Raw genomic sequence first — 18,621 nt, forward strand, 5'->3', positions numbered from 1 at the left:
TGACCGGTGGGTCACCAGGGCTCCGGACGCGCGTGCCGCTACTCGGCGGCGACGACCGTCACTTCGCCGATGCCGAGGGCCTCGACGGGCTCCTTGATCTGCGCCGCGTCGCCGACCAGGACGGTCACCAGGTGGTCGACCGGGAAGGCGTTCACGACGGCCGCGGTGGCCTCCACGGTGCCGGTGGCGGCCAGTTGCCGGTAGAGCGTGGCCTGGAAGTCGTCGGGCAGGTGCTGCTCGACCTGGTCGGCCAGGGTGCCGGCGACGGCCGCGGCCGTCTCGTACTTGAGCGGCGCCACGCCGACCAGGTTCTGCACGGCGACGTCCCGCTCGGCGTCCGTGAGGCCCCCGGAGGCGAGGGTGCGCAGCACCGTCCACAGGTCCTGGAGCGCCGGGCCGGTGTTCGGGGTGTCCACGGAGCCGCTGATGGCGAGCATCGAGGCACCGCTGCCGTCGGGAGCCGACCGCAGCACCTGGCCGAAGGCGCGGACGCCGTAGGTGTAGCCCTTCTCCTCGCGCAGGACGCGGTCCAGGCGGGAGGTGAGGGTGCCGCCGAGGCAGTAGGTGCCGAGCACCTGGGCGGGCCAGACCCGGTCGTGCCGGTCGGCGCCGACGCGGCCGATGAGCAACTGCGTCTGGACGGCGCCGGGCCGGTCCACGATGACGACGCGGCCGGTGTCGTCGGCGCTGACCGCGGGCACCGGGCGGGGCTGGGCCGTGGAGCCGCTCCAGGCGCCCAGGGTCTCACCGAGCAGGTCGTCCAGGTCGATGCCGGTCAGGTCGCCGACGACGACCGCGGTGGCCGTGGCGGGCCGTACATACCGGTCGTAGAAGCCGCGTACGGCGGCCGCGTCGATCTTCTCGACGGTGTCCTCGGTGCCCTGGCGCGGCCGGGACATCCGCGCGGTCGCCGGGAACAGCTCCTTGTAGAGCTGCTTGGCGGCCCGGCGGCTGGGGTTGGCCAGCTCGTGCGGGATCTCGTCGAGGCGGTTGCGGACCAGCCGCTCGACCTCGCTGTCGGCGAAGGCGGGCGCCCTGAGCGCGTCGGAGAGCAGCCCGAGCCCCTTGCCCAGACGGGAGGCCGGGACCTCCAGGCTGAGCCGGACACCGGGGTGGTCGGCGTGCGCGTCCAGGGTGGCGCCGGCCCGCTCCAGCTCGGCGGCGTACTCCTCGGCGGAGTGCTTGTCGGTGCCCTCGGAGAAGGCGCGCGCCATGATCGTGGCGACGCCGTCCAGACCGGCCGGCTCGGCGTCCAGGGGTGCGTCCAGAAGCACCTCCACGGCGACGACCTGCTGGCCGGGGCGGTGGCAGCGCAGCACGGTGAGCCCGTTGTCCAGGGTGGAGCGCTCGGGGGCGGGGAAGGCCCACGGCCGCGCCTCGCCCGGCTGGGGCTGCGGGTGGAAGTCCATCGTGGCGAGCTCGGTCACTTGGCCGTCTCCTCGTTGTTGTCGCCGGCTTCGACCGTGGCCTCGGCCTCGGGGTCCTCGGGAACGTCGGCGTCCTCGACGGACTCCGGGGAGATGGGCTCGTAGACGAGCACCGCGCGGTTGTCGGGCCGCAGGCGCGCCGCGGCGACCTCCCGGACCTCCTCCGCGGTCACCGCGAGAACGCGCTGGACGGCGGTCAGGGCGAGCTGCGGGTCGCCGAACAGCACGGCGAAGCGGCACAGTTCGTCCGCGCGGCCCGCGACGGTGCCGAGCCGGTCCAGCCACTCGCGCTCCAGCTGGGCCTGGGCGCGCTCCATCTCCTCGGGCGTGGGGCCCTCCTGCGCGAAGCGGGCCAGCTCCTCGTCGATGGCGGCCTCGATGACCGGGACCTCGACGTCACCCGAGGTCTTCACGTCCAGCCAGCCCAGGGAGGGCGCGCCGGCCAGGCGCAGCAGGCCGAAGCCCGCGGCGACGGCCGTGCGGTCGCGCCGCACGAGCCGGTTGTACAGGCGGGAGGACTCGCCGCCGCCGAGGACGGTCAGGGCCAGGTCGGCCGCGTCGGACGCGCGCGTGCCGTCCTCCGGGAGCCGGTAGGCGGCCATCAACGCGCGCGCGGGCACCTCCTCCACGACGACCTCGCGCAGCTGCTCGCCCATGACCTCGGGGAGCGAGCCGTCGCGCGGGGCGGGCTTGCCGTCGTGCGCCTCGATGGAGCCGAAGTACTTCTCGATCCAGGCGAGGGTCTCCTGGGGGTCGATGTCGCCGACCACCGAGAGCACCGCGTTGTTGGGCGCGTAGTAGGTGCGGAAGAACGCCCGCGCGTCCTCCAGGGTGGCCGCGTCCAGGTCCGCCATCGAGCCGATCGGCGTGTGGTGGTAGGGATGGCCCTCCGGGTAGGCGAGCGCGGTGAGCTTCTCGAAGGCGGTGCCGTAGGGGACGTTGTCGTAGCGCTGACGGCGCTCGTTCTTGACGACGTCCCGCTGGTTCTCCATCGACTCGTCGTCCAGGGCGGCGAGCAGCGAGCCCATGCGGTCGGCCTCCAGCCAGAGGGCGAGCTCCAGCTGGTGGGCGGGCATGGTCTCGAAGTAGTTGGTGCGCTCGAAGCTGGTGGTGCCGTTGAGCGAGCCGCCGGCGCCCTGCACCAGCTCGAAGTGGCCGTTGCCCTTCACCTGGGCGGAGCCCTGGAACATCAAGTGCTCGAAGAGGTGAGCCAGACCGGTGCGTCCCTTGACTTCGTGCCGGGAACCGACGTCGTACCAGAGGCAGACCGCCGCGACCGGGGTCAGGTGATCCTCGGAGAGCACCACGCGCAGACCGTTGGCCAAGCGGTGCTCGGTCGCTGTCAGGCCTCCGGAGCCTGTCTCGGCCTTGGTCGTGTGACCCATGGGCATGTACGTCCCTTCACTCGCGTCACTCACTCGCGGAAGCCGTCTAGAACCGCGGTTTTCCTGCCGGTCCTGCCACTGTATGCAAGCGGGCGGGGACCCGGCGAAGTTCCCGCACCACGTACGCCCACAGCGGATCGCGTAGCCTGCGTCCGACTCGCCCCCGAACGCCTCCGAGGCACCGGGGCGGGCCGCGGTGACCGGGTCCTGGCCCGGCCTGTCAGTACCGCGGTCCACAATGGTCAGCGTCAGATCCCGTTCACGCATGAGCAAGGAGCCGGCAGCGATGGCCCGCCGCAGCACGAAGACCCCGCCGCCCGACGACTCGTACGAGGAGAGGATCCTCGACATCGACGTCGTGGACGAGATGCGCGGCTCCTACCTCGAGTACGCGTACTCGGTCATCTACTCGCGCGCTCTGCCGGACGCCCGCGACGGCCTGAAGCCGGTGCACCGGCGGATCGTCTACCAGATGAACGAGATGGGGCTGCGCCCCGAGCGCGGCTACGTGAAGTGCGCGCGCGTGGTCGGCGAGGTGATGGGCAAGCTGCACCCGCACGGCGACGCGTCGATCTACGACGCGCTGGTGCGCATGGCCCAGCCGTTCTCGATGCGCGTGCCGCTGGTCGACGGTCACGGCAACTTCGGCTCGCTGGGCAACGACGACCCGCCGGCCGCCATGCGGTACACCGAGTGCCGGATGGCCGAGGCGACCAGCCTGATGACCGAGTCCATCGACGAGGACACGGTCGATTTCACGCCGAACTACGACGGCCAGGAGCAGGAGCCGGTGGCGCTGCCCGCCGCCTTCCCCAACCTCCTGGTCAACGGCTCCTCGGGCATCGCGGTCGGCATGGCGACGAACATGCCGCCGCACAACCTGGGCGAGGTGATCGCGGCCGCGCGCCATCTGATCCGGTACCCGAACGCGGACCTGGACACGCTGATGAAGCACGTGCCGGGCCCGGACCTGCCGACCGGCGGCCGGATCGTCGGCCTGGACGGCGTGCGGGACGCGTACGAGACGGGCCGCGGCACCTTCAAGATCCGCGCCACGGTGGCGGTGGAGACGGTCACGGCCCGCCGCAAGGGCCTGGTCATCACCGAACTGCCCTTCACGGTCGGCCCCGAGAAGGTCATCGCCAAGATCAAGGACCTGGTCAACTCCAAGAAGCTGCAGGGCATCGCCGACGTCAAGGACCTCACCGACCGCGAGCACGGGCTCCGCCTGGTCGTCGAGATCAAGAACGGCTTCGTGCCCGAGGCGGTCCTGGAGCAGCTCTACAAGCTGACGCCGATGGAGGAGTCCTTCGGCATCAACAACGTGGCCCTGGTGGACGGCCAGCCGCTCACGCTCGGTCTGAAGGAACTGCTGGAGGTCTACCTCGACCACCGGTTCGAGGTGGTCCGCCGCCGCAGCGAGTTCCGCCGCACCAAGCGCCGCGACCGTCTCCACCTGGTCGAGGGCCTGCTGACGGCCCTGGTCGACATCGACGAGGTCATCCGGCTGATCCGCTCCAGCGACAACAGCGCGGAGGCCAAGCAGCGCCTGATGGAGCGCTTCTCGCTGTCGGAGATCCAGACGCAGTACATCCTGGACACCCCGCTGCGGCGCCTGACCAAGTACGACCGCATCGAGCTGGAGGCGGAGAAGGAGAAGCTCACCGCGGAGATCGCCGAGCTGACCCGGATCCTGGAGTCGGACGCGGAGCTGCGCAAGCTGGTCTCGGCCGAACTGGCCGCGGTGGCGAAGAAGTTCGGCACCGAGCGGCGCACGGTGCTGCTGCAGGCCTCGGGCGCGCCCGCGGCCGTGGTGCCGCTCCAGGTGGCCGACGACCCGTGCCGGGTGCTGCTCTCCTCGACGGGCCTGCTGGCGCGCACGGCGAACGGCGAGCCGTTCCCGGAGGACACCGACGGCAAGCGGGCCAAGCACGACGTGATCGTCTCGGCGGTCCCGGCGACCGCCCGCGGCGAGATCGGCGCGGTGACCTCCACCGGCCGTCTGCTCCGCGTCAACGTGGTCGACCTGCCGCAGCTCCCGGAGACGGCGAGCGCCCCGAACCTCGCGGGCGGCGCGCCCCTGTCGGAGTTCCTCTCCCTGACCGACGGCGAGTCGGTGGTCTGCCTGACCACGCTGGACGAGTCCTCGCCGGGGCTCGCCCTCGGCACCGAGCAGGGCGTGGTCAAGCGCGTGGTCCCCGACTATCCGTCCAACAAGGACGAGTTGGAGGTCATCACCCTCAAGGAGGGCGACCGGATCGTCGGCGCGATCGAGCTGCGCACCGGCGAGGAGGACCTGGTGTTCATCGCGGACGACGCGCAGTTGCTGCGCTACCAGGCCTCCCAGGTGCGCCCGCAGGGACGTCCGGCGGGCGGCATGGCGGGCATCAAGCTCACCGAGGGTGCCAAGGTCATCTCCTTCACCGCGGTGGACCCGGCGGCCGACGCGGTGGTCTTCACGGTGGCCGGCTCGCGCGGCACGCTCGACGACTCGGTGCAGACCACGGCCAAGCTGACCCCGTTCGACCAGTACCCGCGCAAGGGCCGCGCCACCGGCGGGGTGCGCTGCCAGCGCTTCCTGAAGGGCGAGGACTGCCTGGCGTTCGCCTGGGCGGGACCGGTTCCGGCGAAGGCGGCCCAGAAGAACGGCACCCCGGCCGAGCTGCCGGAGATCGACCCGCGCCGGGACGGCTCCGGCGTGTCACTGGCGAAGACGGTGTCGGTGGTGGCGGGGCCGGTCTAGGAGTCGTAGGCCTCCGGGGCCTCTTCGGGGCCCTCTTCCAGGCCCTGCACGTAGCGCAGGACGCCCCACATGCCGTGCTCGTCGGCGTGCGGGGCGTCGCTCGTGCAGGCGTCGAGTTCCTTGCGCAGGGCGGCGCCGTCGATACCGGAGCCGATCAGCACGAGCTGCGTCAGCCGCTCCTCGTCGCGCCGCCAGGGCTCCGGGTAGAAGCGCAGGAACCGTCCCACGGCGTGCACGGCGTAGCGGTTCGCGTGGTCGTGGGGCCCGAGGTCGACGTACCCCTTGATCCGGTAGAGCCCCTCGGGCCGGCTGTCGAGGAAGGCCATGAGCCGGCGCGGGTCGAGGGGCCGGCCGGAGACGAAGGACAGGCTGTCGTAGCGGGTGTGCAGGTGTCCCGGGTGGTCCTCGCCGTCGTGGTGCGCGTGCAGGTCGTCGAAGGACAGCTGGCCGACGCGCTCCTCGCCGGGCCGGCAGTCGAAGAGGAACTCGGGGTCGATGCGGCCGTAGGTGGCCGGGACGACGGCTGCCCCGTGGTCGCTGAGCGACCGCACGAGCCCGAGGACCCGCTCGCCGTCCTGCTCGGCCCGGTCCAGCTTGTTCACGGCGACCAGGTCGGCGAGGGCGAGGTGCCGGTCGATCTCGGGGTGCTTCGCGCGCGTGGCGTCGAACTCCGCGGCGTCGACGACCTCGACGAGGCCGCCGTAGACGATGCCGGGGTGTTCGCTGGCGAGCAGCATCCGGACGAGTTCCTCGGGCTCGGCGAGGCCGCTCGCCTCGATGACGATCACGTCGACGCCGGTGGCCGGGCCGGCGAGGCGGTCCAGGTAGGCGTCCAGTTCGCTCGCGTCGACCGCGCAGCACAGGCAGCCGTTGCCGAGCGAGACGGTCGAGTCGCCGAGGGCGCCGGCCACGGCCATCGCGTCGATCTCGATGGCCCCGAAGTCGTTGACGATCGCCCCGATGCGGCTGCCTCCGCTGCGGTGCAGCAGGTGGTTGAGGAGCGTGGTCTTCCCGGAGCCCAGGAATCCGGCGAGCACGACGACCGGGATCTGCTGGGGGCTGCGGCGGTGCTCCAACGGGGGCCTCTTTCGTGCGTACGGCGGTCCGGCCGGTCCAGGATAGGAAACGCCCGCCGGCGGCGCGGCCCTCGCCCGCGGCGCCGCGTCCGCGCCGCCCGTCGTGTCCGGGCGGCCCGTCGCGTCCGGGCGGCCCGGTCCCACGCCGGCGGTCCGTGCCGTCCGCCGCGTGCCTATCGGGGGGCGGCCGCCGTCCTCGGCTCCGGGCCGACGTACCGGGCCACCGGCCGGATGATCTTCGAGTCCGCCGCCTGTTCCAGGACGTTGGCGCTCCAGCCGACCACGCGGGCGGCAGCGAACGTCGGGGTGAACATCTCCCGGGGCAGACCGCAGAGTTCCATGACCACGCCCGCGTAGAACTCGACGTTGGCGTGGAGTTCGCGGCCGGGCTTCAGTTCGGCGAGGATGCGCTCCACCTGGCGCTCGACCTCGACGGCGAACGCGACCCGGGGGCCGCCGAAGTCCTGAGCGATCTCGCGCAGCATGCGTGACCGCGGGTCCTCCGTGCGGTAGACGGCGTGTCCGAAGCCCATGACGCGGTCTCCGGAGAGGACCTGGGCCCGGATCCAGGGGTCGATCCGGTCCGGTGTCCCGATCGCGTCGAGGGTGTCGAGGGCCCGGCTGGGCGCGCCGCCGTGCAGCGGCCCCGACAGCGCGCCGACCGCTCCCACGAGGCAGGCGGCGACGTCCGCGCCGGTGGAGGCGATGACCCGGGCGGTGAAGGTTGACGCGTTGAATCCGTGGTCAATGGTTGAGATCAAGTATTGCTCGACCGCACGGGCGTGTCGGGGGTCGGGCTCGGAACCCGCGAGCATGTACAGGTAGTTGGCCGCGTAGGACAGGTCCGCGCGCGGCTCCACCGGGTCGAGTCCCCGCCCGAGCCGGTACAGGGCGGTCAGGAGCGTCGGTACGGCCGCGCAGGCGGCGACCGTGTCGGCCCGCCGCCGGTCCGGATCGATGTCGTACACCGGCCGGAACCCGCGCGCCGCGCCGAGCAGCGAGAGCGCGGTGCGCATCCCGGCGAGCGGCCCGGAGCCGCCGCTCGCCGCGGCCACCGCGGGCAGTGCGGTGCGGACCTCGTCGGGCAGCTGCCGCAGGGCGGCGGTCTCGGCGGCGAAGGCGGCGGAGCGTGCCGCGTCCGGCAGTCCGCCGTGGACCAGGAGGTGCCAGACGTCCTCGAAACCGCGGGTGCGGGCGAGTTCGACGGCCGAGTACTGCCGGTAGTGGTAGAAGCCCTCGGCCCCTCGGACGTCCCCGACCTCGGTGTCCGTGACGACGACACCGGCGAGTCCGCGCGGCACCTCCACGAGGGTCGACGCGCTCCTGTTGACGGCCATGACATGCCTCCACTGCTCTCCCTGAACTTGATCCGACTGTCCATGCTTGACTAGATCTCTGTCAATATTGATTCAATCAATACACAAGGAACACGGCTACGGTGGCGCCATGCGCGATCAACAACCCGCTCCCGGCAGCCCCGCCCGGCGGCTGAGCACCAAGGAGACCGCCGAGCTGCTCGGAGTGAAGCCCGAGACCGTGTACGCCTACGTGAGCCGCGGCCAGCTCAGCAGCGCGCGGGCGCCCGGCGGCCGCGCCAGCACTTTCGACGCCGCCGAGGTGGAGGCGCTCGCCCGGCGCAACAGGCGAGAGGCGGCCGGGACTTCTGGCGCCGGCGGAGACCTGTCCGTGCGCACCCGGATCACGCTGATCGAGAGGGACCGCTACTTCTTCCGCGGTGTCGACGCCACCGAACTGGCCGTGCGGCACTCCTACGAGGAGGTGGCCGAGTGGCTGTGGACGGGCCGGATGACGCCGGGCGCCACCCTCACCGCTCCGCGGGCCGCCGTCGCCGTGGCCCGGCGTGCGGTCGACGCGCTGCCCGAGCACACGTCGCCCACCGACCGGCTGCGGGTCGCCACGATCGCCTCGGCCGCCGAGGACCCCCTGCGCTTCGACCTGTCCGAGGACGCCGTCCTCGGCACCGCGCGGACACTGATCCCCACCATGGTCGCGGCGCTGCCCGTACAGCGCCGGAACCGGCCCGACGACGGCTCGCTGGCCCTGCGGCTGTGGCACCGGCTGACCGGCATCGACCCCGACGACCCGGCGCTGCGCGTCCTGGACACGGCGCTCGCCCTGCTCGTCGACCACGACCTGGCCGCCTCCACCCTCGCGGTCCGGCTCGCCGCCTCCGCACGCGCCCACGCCTACGCGGCCGTCTCGGCCGGGCTCGGCGTCCTCGAAGGCCCGCTGCACGGCGCCTCCAGCGGCCTCGCCCACCGGATGCTGCTGGACGTCCTCGACCGGGGCACCGCGGTGCCGGTGATCGCGGACGAGCTCCGTGCGGGCCGCCGCGTCCCCGGCCTCGGTCATCGGCTCTACGAGGGCGAGGACCCGCGCGCGCGGGTCCTGTTCCGCCTCCTGGAGGACGTGCCCCGCGCGCAGCCCGCCCTGCTCGCGGCACGGGACGTGGTCGCCGTGACCGCCCGGCACGCTCCGTTGCACGCCAACGTGGACCTGGCGCTGGCCGTGTTCACGGCCTCGTGCGGCATGCCCGCCACCGCGGGCGAGACGATCTTCGCCGTCGCCAGGACGGCGGGGTGGATCGCCCACGCCCTGGAGGAGTACGGGGAACGTCCGCTGCGGATGCGCCCCAGCGGTCACTACGTCGGTCCGAAGCCGCCGCGGCCGCTGCCGGAGTAGCCCGGCCGGGCCGCCGCGCGGGCGTGCCGGACGGGGCCGGAAGCCATCTGGGGCGAAGTCAGGTTAGGCTCACCTCTGTGAGTAGGTGCACCACCGTCTCCCGGCTGCTCGACGAGCCCGTTTCCGGTACCGCCGCCACCGCGACGACGTGGCTGCTGCTGGAACAGCCCGGCCCGTGGGGCGCCAAGGCGCTCACGTCGAGTCATCTGGACCCCGTGCTCGGCCGCGCCCTGGAGGCCGCCGCCCAGGGGACCGGCGTTCGGATCGCGCTCATCCGCCGCCCCGGCCGCCACGCCGATCCGCGCACCCCCGCCGTGCGCCGGGTCTACGCGGCCCACACGGTGCCCGGGAACATCTGGCTGCACGCGGCCGCCGTCCGCGACCCGGCCCGGCTGCTCGGCCTCGACTTCGCCGCGCTCGGCGCGGGCGACCACCGTTCGTTCGGCACGGCACTCGGCGGCCGGCCGCACACGGGCAGCCCGCTCGCGCTCGTCTGCACCAACGGCAAGCGCGACCGCTGCTGCGCCCTGCTGGGCCGCCCGCTCGCCGCCGAACTGGCCGCGTCCGGCGTGACGGGCACCTGGGAGGTCACCCATCTGGGTGGTCATCGCTTCTCGCCGACCGTGCTCGTGCTGCCGTACGGCTACGCGTACGGCCGTGCCGAGGCGCATGCCGTCAAGGAGGTCCTGCACGGCGTCCAGGAGGGCCGTGTGGTGCTGGAGGCCTGCCGTGGCTGCTCCGCCTGGGAACGGCCCGCGCAGGCGGCCGAGCTGGCCGTGCGCGAGGCGGCGGGCGAGTACACGGCGGGCGCGCTGAGCGTCGTGAGGACCGAGGGCGCGGCGCCGCGCTGGGACGTCACCGTCGTCCACACCGACGGCCGCCGCTGGCGGGTCGGCGTGGCCCAGGGCACCTCGCTGCCGCCCCGCGCGGAGAGCTGCGGGGTGTCGGTGCTCGGGTCGCCGGCCCGGATGGACGTGGTCTCGCTGCGGCAGGCCGGGACGGCGACGGCGCCGGCGAGCTGACCCGACCGGGGCGACGGAACCGGCGCGGCCCCGGCGGCCGACTTCCCCAAGGAACAGTCAAGAGATCCACGCCACACCCCCTGTGGCCGGGCCCGCACCCCCACGTACCGTCGGGGCATGAGCCCCACTCCCCCCGCACGCCGCCTGCGCATCGGCCTGCCCCGACGGGCGTTCTCGCAGGTCCTGCTGACGCAGGTGGTGATCGCCGCCGGTGTCGCGGTGCTGGCGACCGGGCTCTTCCTGGCGCCGCTGAGCAAGCAGCTCGACCAGGAGGCGATGCGCCGGGCCCTGGCGATCGCGCAGACCACGGCACAGGACCCGAAGATAGCCGAGGGCGTCCTCACCACGCCGCCGAGCACGACAGGCCCGGTGCAACAGGAGGCGGAACGGATCCGGAAGGCCACCCGGGCCGAGTACGTCGTGGTGATGGACCTGCGGGGATTCCGCTGGTCGCACACCACGCCGTCGCTGATAGGCCGGCATGTCTCGACGTCCGCGAAGGAGGCGCTGGCCGGCCAGGACGTCATGCAGATCGACAGCGGCACCCTGGGCCGCTCCGCGCGCGGCAAGGTGCCGCTGTACGACGCGGACCACCGGATCGTCGGGGCGGTCTCGGTGGGCATCGCGTACGACAGCGTCCGGGCGCGCCTGCTCAGCACCATCCCCGGGCTGTTCGCCTACGCCGGCGGGGCGCTCGCCGCCGGCGCGCTGGCCGCCTGGCTGATCTCCCGACGGGTCCACCGACAGACCCGCGACCTGGCCTTCTCCGACATCTCGGCCCTGCTCGCGGAGCGCGAGGCGATGCTGCACGGCATCCGGGAGGGCGTGGTGGCGCTCGACCGCGACGGCCGCGTCCGGCTGCTGAACGACGAGGCGAGACGCCTGCTCGGCATCGGCGACGAGGCCGTCGGCCGGTCCCCCGACGAGGCGCTCGGCGAGGGCCGCACGACCGACGTCCTGGCCGGCCGGGTGACCGGCACCGATCTGCTCACCGTGCGCGGCCACCGGGTCCTGGTCGCCAACCGCATGCCCACCGACGACGGCGGCGCCGTCGCCACCCTGCGCGACCGCACCGAACTGGAACAGCTCGGCCGCGAACTGGACTCCACGCGCGGGCTGATCGACGCCCTGCGCGCCCAGGACCACGAACACGCCAACCGGATGCACACCCTGCTCGGGCTGCTGGAGCTGGAGATGTTCGAGGACGCCGTGGAGTTCGCCGGAGAGGTGGTGGGCGACCACCGGGTCACCGCCGAGCAGGTCACCGAGAAGATCAAGGACCCGCTGCTGGCCGCGCTGCTGGTCGGCAAGGCCACCGTCGCGGCGGAGCGCGGGGTCGCCCTGTGGGTGTCGGACCGCACCCGGCTCCCGGACCGGCTGGTCGACCCGAGGGGGCTGGTCACGGTCGTGGGCAATCTCGTGGACAACGCGCTGGACGCGGTCGCCGCCACTCCGCACGCGCGCGTGGAGGTCGAGTTGCGTGCCGAGGGCCGCGCGGTCGTCCTCACGGTGCGCGACACCGGGCCCGGGATACCCGCGGAGCAGCGGGAACTGGTCTTCACCGAGGGGTGGTCCACGAAGAAGCCGCCCGCGCACGGCAAGCGCGGCATCGGTCTCTCCCTGGTGCGCAGGCTCGCCGAACGGCAGGGCGGCAGCGCGGTCGTGGGCGACGCGGACGGCGGGGGCGCGCAGTTCACGGTCGCGCTCCCCGAGGCCCTGACCGGGCCGGAACCCGTGCTCGTCCCGGCCCGCGAGGAGACGCGATGATCGAGGTCCTGATCGTGGACGACGACACCCGGGTCGCCCGCGTGAACGCCGCCTACGTGGAGAAGCTGCCCGGTTTCCGGGTGGCCGGCCGGGCTCACGACGCGGCCGAGGCGCTGCGGCGGCTGACGGAGCCGCCCCGGCTCGACCTGGTCCTCATGGACCACTACCTGCCCGACGACACGGGACTGTCGGTGGTCCGGGAGATGCGCAGACGCGGCCACCAGACCGATGTGATCATGGTGACGGCCGCGCGTGACGTGTCGACCGTGCAGGCGGCGATGCGGCACGGCGCGTTGCATTATCTCGTCAAGCCGTTCACCTTCGCCGGGCTGCGCGCCAGGCTGGAGGCGTACGCCGACCTGCGGCGCACCCTGGACGGCGGCGGCGAGGCCGAACAGGCCGAGGTGGACCGGATCTTCGGGGCGCTGTCCACGACGTCGGAGCCGGACCTGCCCAAGGGGCACTCCCCCACCACCGCCGAGCTGGTGCGCCAGTCTCTGATGAACGCGTCCGGGCCGCTGTCGGCCCAGGAGCTCGCCGAACGGACCGGGGTGAGCCGGCAGACCGCCCAGCGCTACCTGAAGCTCCTGGAGCGCACGGGACGGGCGCGGCTGACCCTCAAGTACGGCGACGCGGGCCGCCCGGAACACCGTTACGTGTGGGCGACCCGCGGCTGAGGCGGTCTACTTGGCGGCCTCGACGAACTCCGTGGTGTAGGTCTTACTCAGGTCGACGTCGGCGTTCTGGATGTTGGTGTTGAACGCCTTGAGCACCTTCTCCACCGTCTCCGGACCGTTCTCGGGCATCACGCCGTCGTCGGTGAACATGGGCAGCGTGCTCTTGATCGACTCCGTGTAGAGGGCCTTGTCGCCCTGGGCGTAGTCCGCGGGCATCTTGGCCGCGATGTCGGCAGCGCTGTGCGTGGACATCCACTTGAGCGTCTTGACGAATGCATTGACCAACTTCTGGACCGTGTCCTTGTGACCGTTGACCCAGTCCGTCTGCATGTACAGGCTTGACGACGGGTACGGCCCGCCGAGCGCCTTCTGGGACCCTTCCGGCGTCCGCATGTCGACCAGGACCTTGCCCGCCTTCTTGTCCAGGATGGTCGCGACGGTCGGATCGGTGGTCATGCCGCCGTCGATGGAACCCTGCTGGAGCGCCGAGATGAAAGTGGCGCCCGCGCCGACGGCGACCGGCGAGAACTCGCTGACCTTCACGCCGTTCTTGACGGCGAGGTACTTGGTGAGGAAGTCGGTCGACGAGCCGAGGCTGGTGATGCCGAGTTTCCTGCCCTTGAAGTCCTTGGGCGAGGTGATGTCGCCGGCCGCCTTGGCGGAGACGACCTCCACCTCACCGGGGGCGTGCGAGAACTGCACCACGGACTCCACCGCCTTGCCCTTGGTCTGCAGGTCGAGCGTGTGGTCGTAGAAGCCGACCGTCCCCTGGACCTGCCCGGCGACCAGCGCGGTCTCGGCCTGGACACCGGCCGGTTCGGTCAGCAGCTCCACGTCGAGGCCCTCGGCGTCGAAGTAGCCGAGCCGCTGGGTGAGCATGGCCGGCATGTAGATGACCTTGTCCAGGCCACCGACCATGATCTTGACCTTCGTGCCCTTGCCGTCACCCTTGCCGCCGGAGCCGCTGGAGGTGGTGCTCGCCGCGTCGTTGGCGCAGGCGGTGAGGGAGGAGAGGGCGAGCAGGCCGGCGGCGGCCAGGGTGGAGTATCTGGCGGACTTGCGCATGACGGTTCACGTCCTTGTGAGAAGGCGGTGCGGGAGGGTTCGGGCGGGGCGGGTCAGCTGTCGGAGTCCGACGGCTTCCAGCGGAAGATGCGGCGCTCGGCGAAGGTGAGCAGCCCCTCGGCGGCGAGCGCGACGACGGCGAGGATGACCATCGCCGCGTAGACACCGGCGGCGTTGAAGGTGCCCTGCGACTGCGCGACGAGCAGGCCGATGCCCTTGGTGGCGCCGATGTACTCGCCGACGATGGCGCCGATCAGGGCGAAACCGAAGCTGACATGGAGGCTGGTGAAGATCCACGAGGTGGCGGACGGGATCACGACCTGAAGGGTCACCCTGCGGTCACTGGCGCCGAGGATCCGGGCGTTGGCGACCAGGTTGCGGTCGACCTCGCGGGCGCCCTGGAAGGCGTTGAAGAACACCGGGAAGAAGACCAGCACGACGGCGGAGGCGACCTTGGAGGAGGCGCCGAGCCCGAACCAGATCACGAAGATCGGGGCGAGCACGATCCTGGGAATCGAGTTGAGCACCTTGATGTAGGGACCGAGGACGTCGGCGAGGAACGCGATGCGGCCCAGGGCGATACCGCAGACCACACCGGTGACGACCCCGATGACCCAGCCGAGCAGCGCCTCGTACAGCGTGTACCAGATCTGCTCGCCCAGGGAGCCGAGGGCGGTGCCGTGGGTCATCCAGGTCCAGATCTGGTCCCAGATCTTCGAAGGCATCGAGAAGTTGAACGGGTCGATCACCTCGGCCCGGGACAGGACCTCCCACAGGCCGAGGACGGCCACCAGGAGCAGCACGCGCACGGCGAACACGACCACCTTGCGTCTGCGGGCGGCCTGGGCCCGCGACCGGGCGCGGTCCGGGGCCTTGACCGTGTCGACGACCGGTGTGCTGAGCGTCTCAGGCGACATGGGCGGCACCCCTTTCGCGGGTGATGCGGACCTCTTCGCCGAGGGACTCCCAGATCTCGCGGTAGATCTCGATGAACCGCGGCTCCAGACGTACCGACTCGACCTTGCGGGGGCGGGGCAGGTCGATGTCGAAGACCTGTTTGACGGTCGCGGGCCCGGCGGTCATGACGACGACCTTGTCGGCCAGCGCGATGGACTCCTCCAGGTCGTGGGTGACGAACACGACGGAGGCGCCGGTGCCCTCCCACAGTTCGAGGAGTTCGTCCGACATCAGGGCCCGGGTCTGCACGTCGAGCGCGGAGAACGGCTCGTCCATGAGCAGGATCTCGGGGTCGTTGACGAAGGTCGCGGCGAGCGCGACGCGCTTGCGCTGGCCACCGGAGAGCTGGTGGGGATAACGGTCCTCGAAAGCGGCGAGTCCGACCCGGGCCAGCCACTCGCGGGCCTTCTCCTTCGCCTCCGCCTTGGGCACACCACGGAAACGGGGCCCGGCCATCACGTTGGACAGGACGGTCCGCCACGGGAAGGTGGCGTCCTGCTGGAAGACGAAACCGACCTTGTCGCCGACGCCGGCCACCGGCGCACCGGCCACCAGCACCTCGCCCCGACTGGGCTCCTCCAGCCCGCTGACCAGGGTCAGCGTGGTGGACTTGCCGCAACCCGTCGGCCCTACGACGGCCACGAACTCACCACGCCCCACAGTGAGGTCGAGGTCGCGGACAGCCGTGTGCAGACCCCCCGACGGGGTCTTGAAGATCTTGCTCGCGCCCCGCAGCTCGATGGCGGGGCTGGTGTCTGCGTTCATGGGCCGGGACGGTAGGTGTGACCCGGACCACGGCATCAGTCTTCTGGGCGCAAGCCGTTCTTTTGCTCGCAAGCATCTGTTGTGCTCATTTTGCGCGCGCTAGAACTGCGCAGACGAAACACGGGCTTAACGCTCGCCGGCCTTGAAGGAGAGGCCTGATGATTGACGTCCTGGTGGTCGACGACGACTTCCGCGTCGCAGAGATAAACGCCAAGTACGTGGGGAAGGTTCCCGGCTTCCGGGTGGCCGCCCGCGCGCACAGTGCCGCCCAGGCCCTCGCCGCGGTGGAACGCGGCACCATCGACCTGGTCCTGCTGGACCACTACCTGCCGGACCGGACCGGCCTCGAACTCATCCACCTGATGCGGGAACAGGGTCACGGCACCGACGTCATCATGATCACGGCAGCCAGCGACGTGACCACCGTCCAGAAGGCGATGCGGCTGGGCGCCCTGCACTACCTGGTCAAGCCGTTCACCTTCGCGGCCCTGCGCACCCGCCTCGATTCCTACGCGGCCCTGCGCCGCACGGTCGACCGGGTCGGCGGCCGCGGGCTGACCGGCCAGGAACAGGTCGACCGGATCTTCGGCGCACTGCGCACCTCACCGGCCCCGTCCACGCCCGGCCTGCCCAGCGGCCACTCCGAACCGACCACCGACCTGATCTGCGGCGTCCTGCACCGCGCCGCACACCCGCTCTCCGCTCACGAGGTGGCGGCCGAGACCGGCCTGAGCCGGTCCACCGCGCAGCGCTACCTCCGTCATCTGGAGCAGGTGGGCCGGCTCCGCCTCTCCCTCAAGTACGGTGACACAGGACGCCCGGAGCACCGGTACGCCTGGGTGGCGCCGTAGCGGGTCACACGGCGCCCGCCCCGGTCAGCGACCGCACCTCGGTCTCGGCCTGCTTGGCCTCGTCCGGCACCTCGTCCGAGGTGACGGTGCCGAGCCAGCCGGCGAGGAAGCCGAGCGGGATGGAGACGATCCCCGGGTTCTGCAACGGGAAGTACTGGAAGTCCACGCCCGGGAACAGCGCTCCGGGGCTTCCCGAGACCACCGGGGACAGCACGACCAGTCCGACGGCCGGCACCAGTCCGCCGTATACGGCCCACACCGCGCCGCGGGTCGTGAAGCCGCGCCAGAACAGCGAGTACAGCAGCGCGGGCAGGTTGGCCGAGGCGGCCACCGCGAAGGCCAGCCCGACCAGGAAGGCGACGTTCATGTCGCGGGCCAGCAGGCCGAGGGCGATCGCCACCACTCCGATGCCGACCGCGGCCGTCCGCGCCACCCCGACCTCACTGCGCTGCTTGCCGTGCGGCCTGCGCAGCGAGGCGTACAGGTCATGGGCGACCGACGCCGACGAGGCGAGCGTGATCCCTCCGACCACGGCGAGAATCGTCGCGAAAGCGACCGCGGCGACGACCGCGAACAGGATGGTTCCCCCGGTGGAGCCCTCACCGCCGCCCAGATCGAGCGCCAGCAGCGGGACGGCCGTGTTGCCCGCCTCGTTCGACGCACGCACCGCGTCCGGTCCGACCACGGCGGCGGCCCCGAACCCGAGCACGATCGCCATCAGGTAGAACCCGCCGATCAGGCCGATCGACCAGACCGTGGAACGCCGGGCCGCGCGGGCCGTCGGCACCGTGTAGAAGCGCGACAGGATGTGCGGCAGGCCGGCCGTGCCGAGCACCAGGCCCAGTCCGAGGCTGATGAAGTCGATCCGTGCGCTCCAGCCGCCGCCGTACTTGAGTCCCGGCGCCAGGAACGCCCTGCCGTGTCCGCTGCGTTCGGCCGCCGTGAGCAGCAGCCCGTCGACGTCGCCGTGGAACCGCAGCAGCACCATCACGGTCAGGACCACCGTGCCGCCCAGCAGCAGCACCGCCTTCACGATCTGGATCCAGGTGGTCGCGCGCATCCCTCCCAGCGACACGTAGATCACCATCAGCGCGCCGACCCCGATGACCGTCCACACCTGCGCCGCCTCGCTGGTCCGCCCCAGCAGCAGCGCCACCAGGCTGCCCGCGCCGACCATTTGCGCCACCAGATAGAGCACGGACACGGTGATCGAGGACGTTCCCGCCGCGATCCGCACCGGCCGCTCCCGCATCCGGGCCGCGATCACGTCGGCGAGCGTGAACCGTCCGCAGTTGCGGACCAGTTCGGCCACCAGGAACAGCACGACCAGCCAGGCGACGAGGAAGCCCACGGCGTACAGCAGGCCGTCGTAGCCGAACAGCGCGATGAGTCCGGTCACGCCGAGGAAGGAGGCCGCCGACATGTAGTCGCCCGCGATCGCGAATCCGTTCTCCATCGGGGAGAAGAGCCGGCCGCCTGCGTAGAACTCCTCCGCCGAACCGTGCCGCCGCCGGCTCACCCACGTGGTGATCCCGAGTGTCACCGCGACGAACGCGCTGAACAGCAGCAGAGCCAACGTCTGGTGATTGCCCGTCATGACACTCCACCCCGGGCGCCCCGGGTCAGCTCCTGGGTGTCCCAGCGCAGTTCCAGCGCGGCGCGGTCCCTGCGCAACCGCGCGTTCCGTGAGTAGGCCCAGGCGAGCAGGAAGGTGCTGAGGAACTGTCCGAGGCCCGCGACCATCGCCACGTTCACCGCCCCCGCGACGGGCTTGGCCATCAGTCCCGGCGCGGTCGTCGCCGTCACCACGTACCCCACGTACCAGGTGAGGAACACGGTCGTGCCCGGCACCACGAACCTCCGGTAGCGGCTGCGCACCTCCTGGAAGGCCGCACTGCGCTGCACCTCCAGGTACACGTCACGGGCGCGCACCGCGGCGCCCTCCCGCTCGGTCCGCGGGGCCGGCACCGCAGGTGCCGGCACGCCCGTCCCGTCCAACTCGCCCCAGCCGGAGGCCAACGCGTCGTACCAGGGATCTTCGTACGCGACCTCGCGGGGGGCCGCGCCGAAATCGCCCTGGTCGTGGTCGTGCTCGGCTGAACTCTCGGGACCGCCCCCGCCGTCGCGGTGGCGACCATTGCTTGACTGCATGCCCAAGGATGGACAGATCGGGAAGATCCCCG

General features: G+C 71.9%; 15 protein-coding genes. 6 read left to right on the forward strand and 9 right to left on the reverse strand.

The window, feature by feature from the left end; translation table 11 throughout:
- Positions 1-38: 38 nt before the first annotated feature.
- On the reverse strand, positions 39-1,427 hold the full coding sequence (locus tag ACIRQ9_RS29805) for a M16 family metallopeptidase (protein ID WP_404180128.1): 1,389 nt from the start codon (positions 1,425-1,427) through the stop codon (positions 39-41).
- Positions 1,424-2,818, reverse strand: coding sequence for a M16 family metallopeptidase (locus tag ACIRQ9_RS29810; protein ID WP_404180131.1), 1,395 nt, complete (start codon positions 2,816-2,818; stop codon positions 1,424-1,426). Before ACIRQ9_RS29810 ends, ACIRQ9_RS29805 begins: the two co-directional genes overlap by 4 nt.
- Positions 2,819-3,098: 280 nt before the next feature.
- Here ACIRQ9_RS29810 and ACIRQ9_RS29815 point away from each other — a divergent pair, with 280 nt between their 5' ends.
- On the forward strand, positions 3,099-5,555 hold the full coding sequence (locus ACIRQ9_RS29815) for a DNA topoisomerase (ATP-hydrolyzing) subunit A (RefSeq protein ID WP_404180401.1): 2,457 nt from the start codon (positions 3,099-3,101) through the stop codon (positions 5,553-5,555).
- Here ACIRQ9_RS29815 and ACIRQ9_RS29820 read toward each other — a convergent pair.
- Positions 5,552-6,631 (reverse strand): CobW family GTP-binding protein, encoded by a 1,080-nt coding sequence (locus ACIRQ9_RS29820; RefSeq protein ID WP_404180134.1) that lies wholly within the window; start codon positions 6,629-6,631, stop codon positions 5,552-5,554. The genes ACIRQ9_RS29815 and ACIRQ9_RS29820 overlap by 4 nt on opposite strands.
- Before the next feature lie 173 nt (positions 6,632-6,804).
- Positions 6,805-7,968 carry a citrate synthase gene (locus ACIRQ9_RS29825; RefSeq protein WP_404180137.1) on the reverse strand — a complete coding sequence of 388 codons (1,164 nt, stop codon included), beginning with the start codon at positions 7,966-7,968 and terminating at the stop codon, positions 6,805-6,807.
- Positions 7,969-8,077: 109 nt separating this feature from the next.
- On the opposite strand from ACIRQ9_RS29825, the gene ACIRQ9_RS29830 reads away from it, so the two are divergent.
- From ACIRQ9_RS29830 to ACIRQ9_RS29845, 4 genes are all read left to right on the forward strand, one after another.
- Positions 8,078-9,334 carry a citrate/2-methylcitrate synthase gene (locus ACIRQ9_RS29830; RefSeq protein WP_404180140.1) on the forward strand — a complete coding sequence of 419 codons (1,257 nt, stop codon included), beginning with the start codon at positions 8,078-8,080 and terminating at the stop codon, positions 9,332-9,334.
- A gap of 77 nt (positions 9,335-9,411) precedes the next feature.
- Positions 9,412-10,356: a sucrase ferredoxin gene (locus ACIRQ9_RS29835; protein WP_404180143.1), complete on the forward strand. Its 945-nt coding sequence runs from the start codon at positions 9,412-9,414 to the stop codon at positions 10,354-10,356.
- Between the two features lie 117 nt (positions 10,357-10,473).
- A complete protein-coding gene (locus ACIRQ9_RS29840) occupies positions 10,474-12,123 on the forward strand; it encodes an ATP-binding protein (RefSeq protein WP_404180146.1) in 1,650 nt (549 codons plus the stop codon).
- Positions 12,120-12,800: a response regulator gene (locus tag ACIRQ9_RS29845; RefSeq protein WP_404180149.1), complete on the forward strand. Its 681-nt coding sequence runs from the start codon at positions 12,120-12,122 to the stop codon at positions 12,798-12,800. The genes ACIRQ9_RS29840 and ACIRQ9_RS29845 overlap by 4 nt, the downstream gene beginning before the upstream one ends.
- 6 nt (positions 12,801-12,806) lie before the next feature.
- On the opposite strand, the gene ACIRQ9_RS29850 is transcribed toward ACIRQ9_RS29845, so the two are convergent.
- From ACIRQ9_RS29850 to ACIRQ9_RS29860, 3 genes are read right to left on the reverse strand one after another with little or no spacing between them, the layout of a single operon-like run.
- A complete protein-coding gene (locus ACIRQ9_RS29850) occupies positions 12,807-13,865 on the reverse strand; it encodes an ABC transporter substrate-binding protein (protein WP_404180152.1) in 1,059 nt (352 codons plus the stop codon).
- A 53-nt stretch (positions 13,866-13,918) separates the two neighbouring features.
- Positions 13,919-14,782, reverse strand: coding sequence for an ABC transporter permease (locus tag ACIRQ9_RS29855; protein WP_404180155.1), 864 nt, complete (start codon positions 14,780-14,782; stop codon positions 13,919-13,921).
- Positions 14,772-15,587: an ABC transporter ATP-binding protein gene (locus ACIRQ9_RS29860; protein WP_404180157.1), complete on the reverse strand. Its 816-nt coding sequence runs from the start codon at positions 15,585-15,587 to the stop codon at positions 14,772-14,774. The genes ACIRQ9_RS29855 and ACIRQ9_RS29860 overlap by 11 nt, the downstream gene beginning before the upstream one ends.
- Positions 15,588-15,745: 158 nt before the next feature.
- Between ACIRQ9_RS29860 and ACIRQ9_RS29865 the strand changes: the two genes are divergently transcribed.
- Complete coding sequence (locus tag ACIRQ9_RS29865) at positions 15,746-16,438, forward strand: response regulator (protein WP_404180158.1); 693 nt, start codon at positions 15,746-15,748, stop codon at positions 16,436-16,438.
- A gap of 4 nt (positions 16,439-16,442) precedes the next feature.
- Here ACIRQ9_RS29865 and ACIRQ9_RS29870 read toward each other — a convergent pair whose 3' ends face one another.
- Entirely contained in the window at positions 16,443-18,035 is a 1,593-nt protein-coding gene (locus ACIRQ9_RS29870) for a cation acetate symporter (RefSeq protein WP_404180160.1), read from the reverse strand.
- Entirely contained in the window at positions 18,032-18,589 is a 558-nt protein-coding gene (locus tag ACIRQ9_RS29875; protein WP_404180163.1) for a DUF485 domain-containing protein, read from the reverse strand. Before ACIRQ9_RS29875 ends, ACIRQ9_RS29870 begins: the two co-directional genes overlap by 4 nt.
- Positions 18,590-18,621 lie beyond the last annotated feature (32 nt).

Origin of the sequence: Streptomyces sp. NPDC101237 (genome assembly GCF_044767465.1) — a bacterium.
In the GTDB taxonomy this organism is placed as follows: domain Bacteria; phylum Actinomycetota; class Actinomycetes; order Streptomycetales; family Streptomycetaceae; genus Streptomyces; species Streptomyces gramineus.

Excerpts from the sequence above, each read along its gene's own strand:
- ACIRQ9_RS29810 (WP_404180131.1), bottom strand. The coding sequence starts at position 2,818 with ATGCCCATGGGTCACACGACCAAGGCCGAGACAGGCTCCGGAGGCCTG.
- ACIRQ9_RS29815 (WP_404180401.1), top strand. The coding sequence starts at position 3,099 with ATGGCCCGCCGCAGCACGAAGACCCCGCCGCCCGACGACTCGTACGAG.
- ACIRQ9_RS29825 (WP_404180137.1), bottom strand. The coding sequence starts at position 7,968 with ATGGCCGTCAACAGGAGCGCGTCGACCCTCGTGGAGGTGCCGCGCGGA.
- ACIRQ9_RS29830 (WP_404180140.1), top strand. The coding sequence starts at position 8,078 with ATGCGCGATCAACAACCCGCTCCCGGCAGCCCCGCCCGGCGGCTGAGC.
- ACIRQ9_RS29840 (WP_404180146.1), top strand. The coding sequence starts at position 10,474 with ATGAGCCCCACTCCCCCCGCACGCCGCCTGCGCATCGGCCTGCCCCGA.
- ACIRQ9_RS29845 (WP_404180149.1), top strand. The coding sequence starts at position 12,120 with ATGATCGAGGTCCTGATCGTGGACGACGACACCCGGGTCGCCCGCGTG.
- ACIRQ9_RS29850 (WP_404180152.1), bottom strand. The coding sequence starts at position 13,865 with ATGCGCAAGTCCGCCAGATACTCCACCCTGGCCGCCGCCGGCCTGCTC.
- ACIRQ9_RS29855 (WP_404180155.1), bottom strand. The coding sequence starts at position 14,782 with ATGTCGCCTGAGACGCTCAGCACACCGGTCGTCGACACGGTCAAGGCC.
- ACIRQ9_RS29860 (WP_404180157.1), bottom strand. The coding sequence starts at position 15,587 with ATGAACGCAGACACCAGCCCCGCCATCGAGCTGCGGGGCGCGAGCAAG.
- ACIRQ9_RS29865 (WP_404180158.1), top strand. The coding sequence starts at position 15,746 with ATGATTGACGTCCTGGTGGTCGACGACGACTTCCGCGTCGCAGAGATA.
- ACIRQ9_RS29870 (WP_404180160.1), bottom strand. The coding sequence starts at position 18,035 with ATGACGGGCAATCACCAGACGTTGGCTCTGCTGCTGTTCAGCGCGTTC.
- ACIRQ9_RS29875 (WP_404180163.1), bottom strand. The coding sequence starts at position 18,589 with ATGCAGTCAAGCAATGGTCGCCACCGCGACGGCGGGGGCGGTCCCGAG.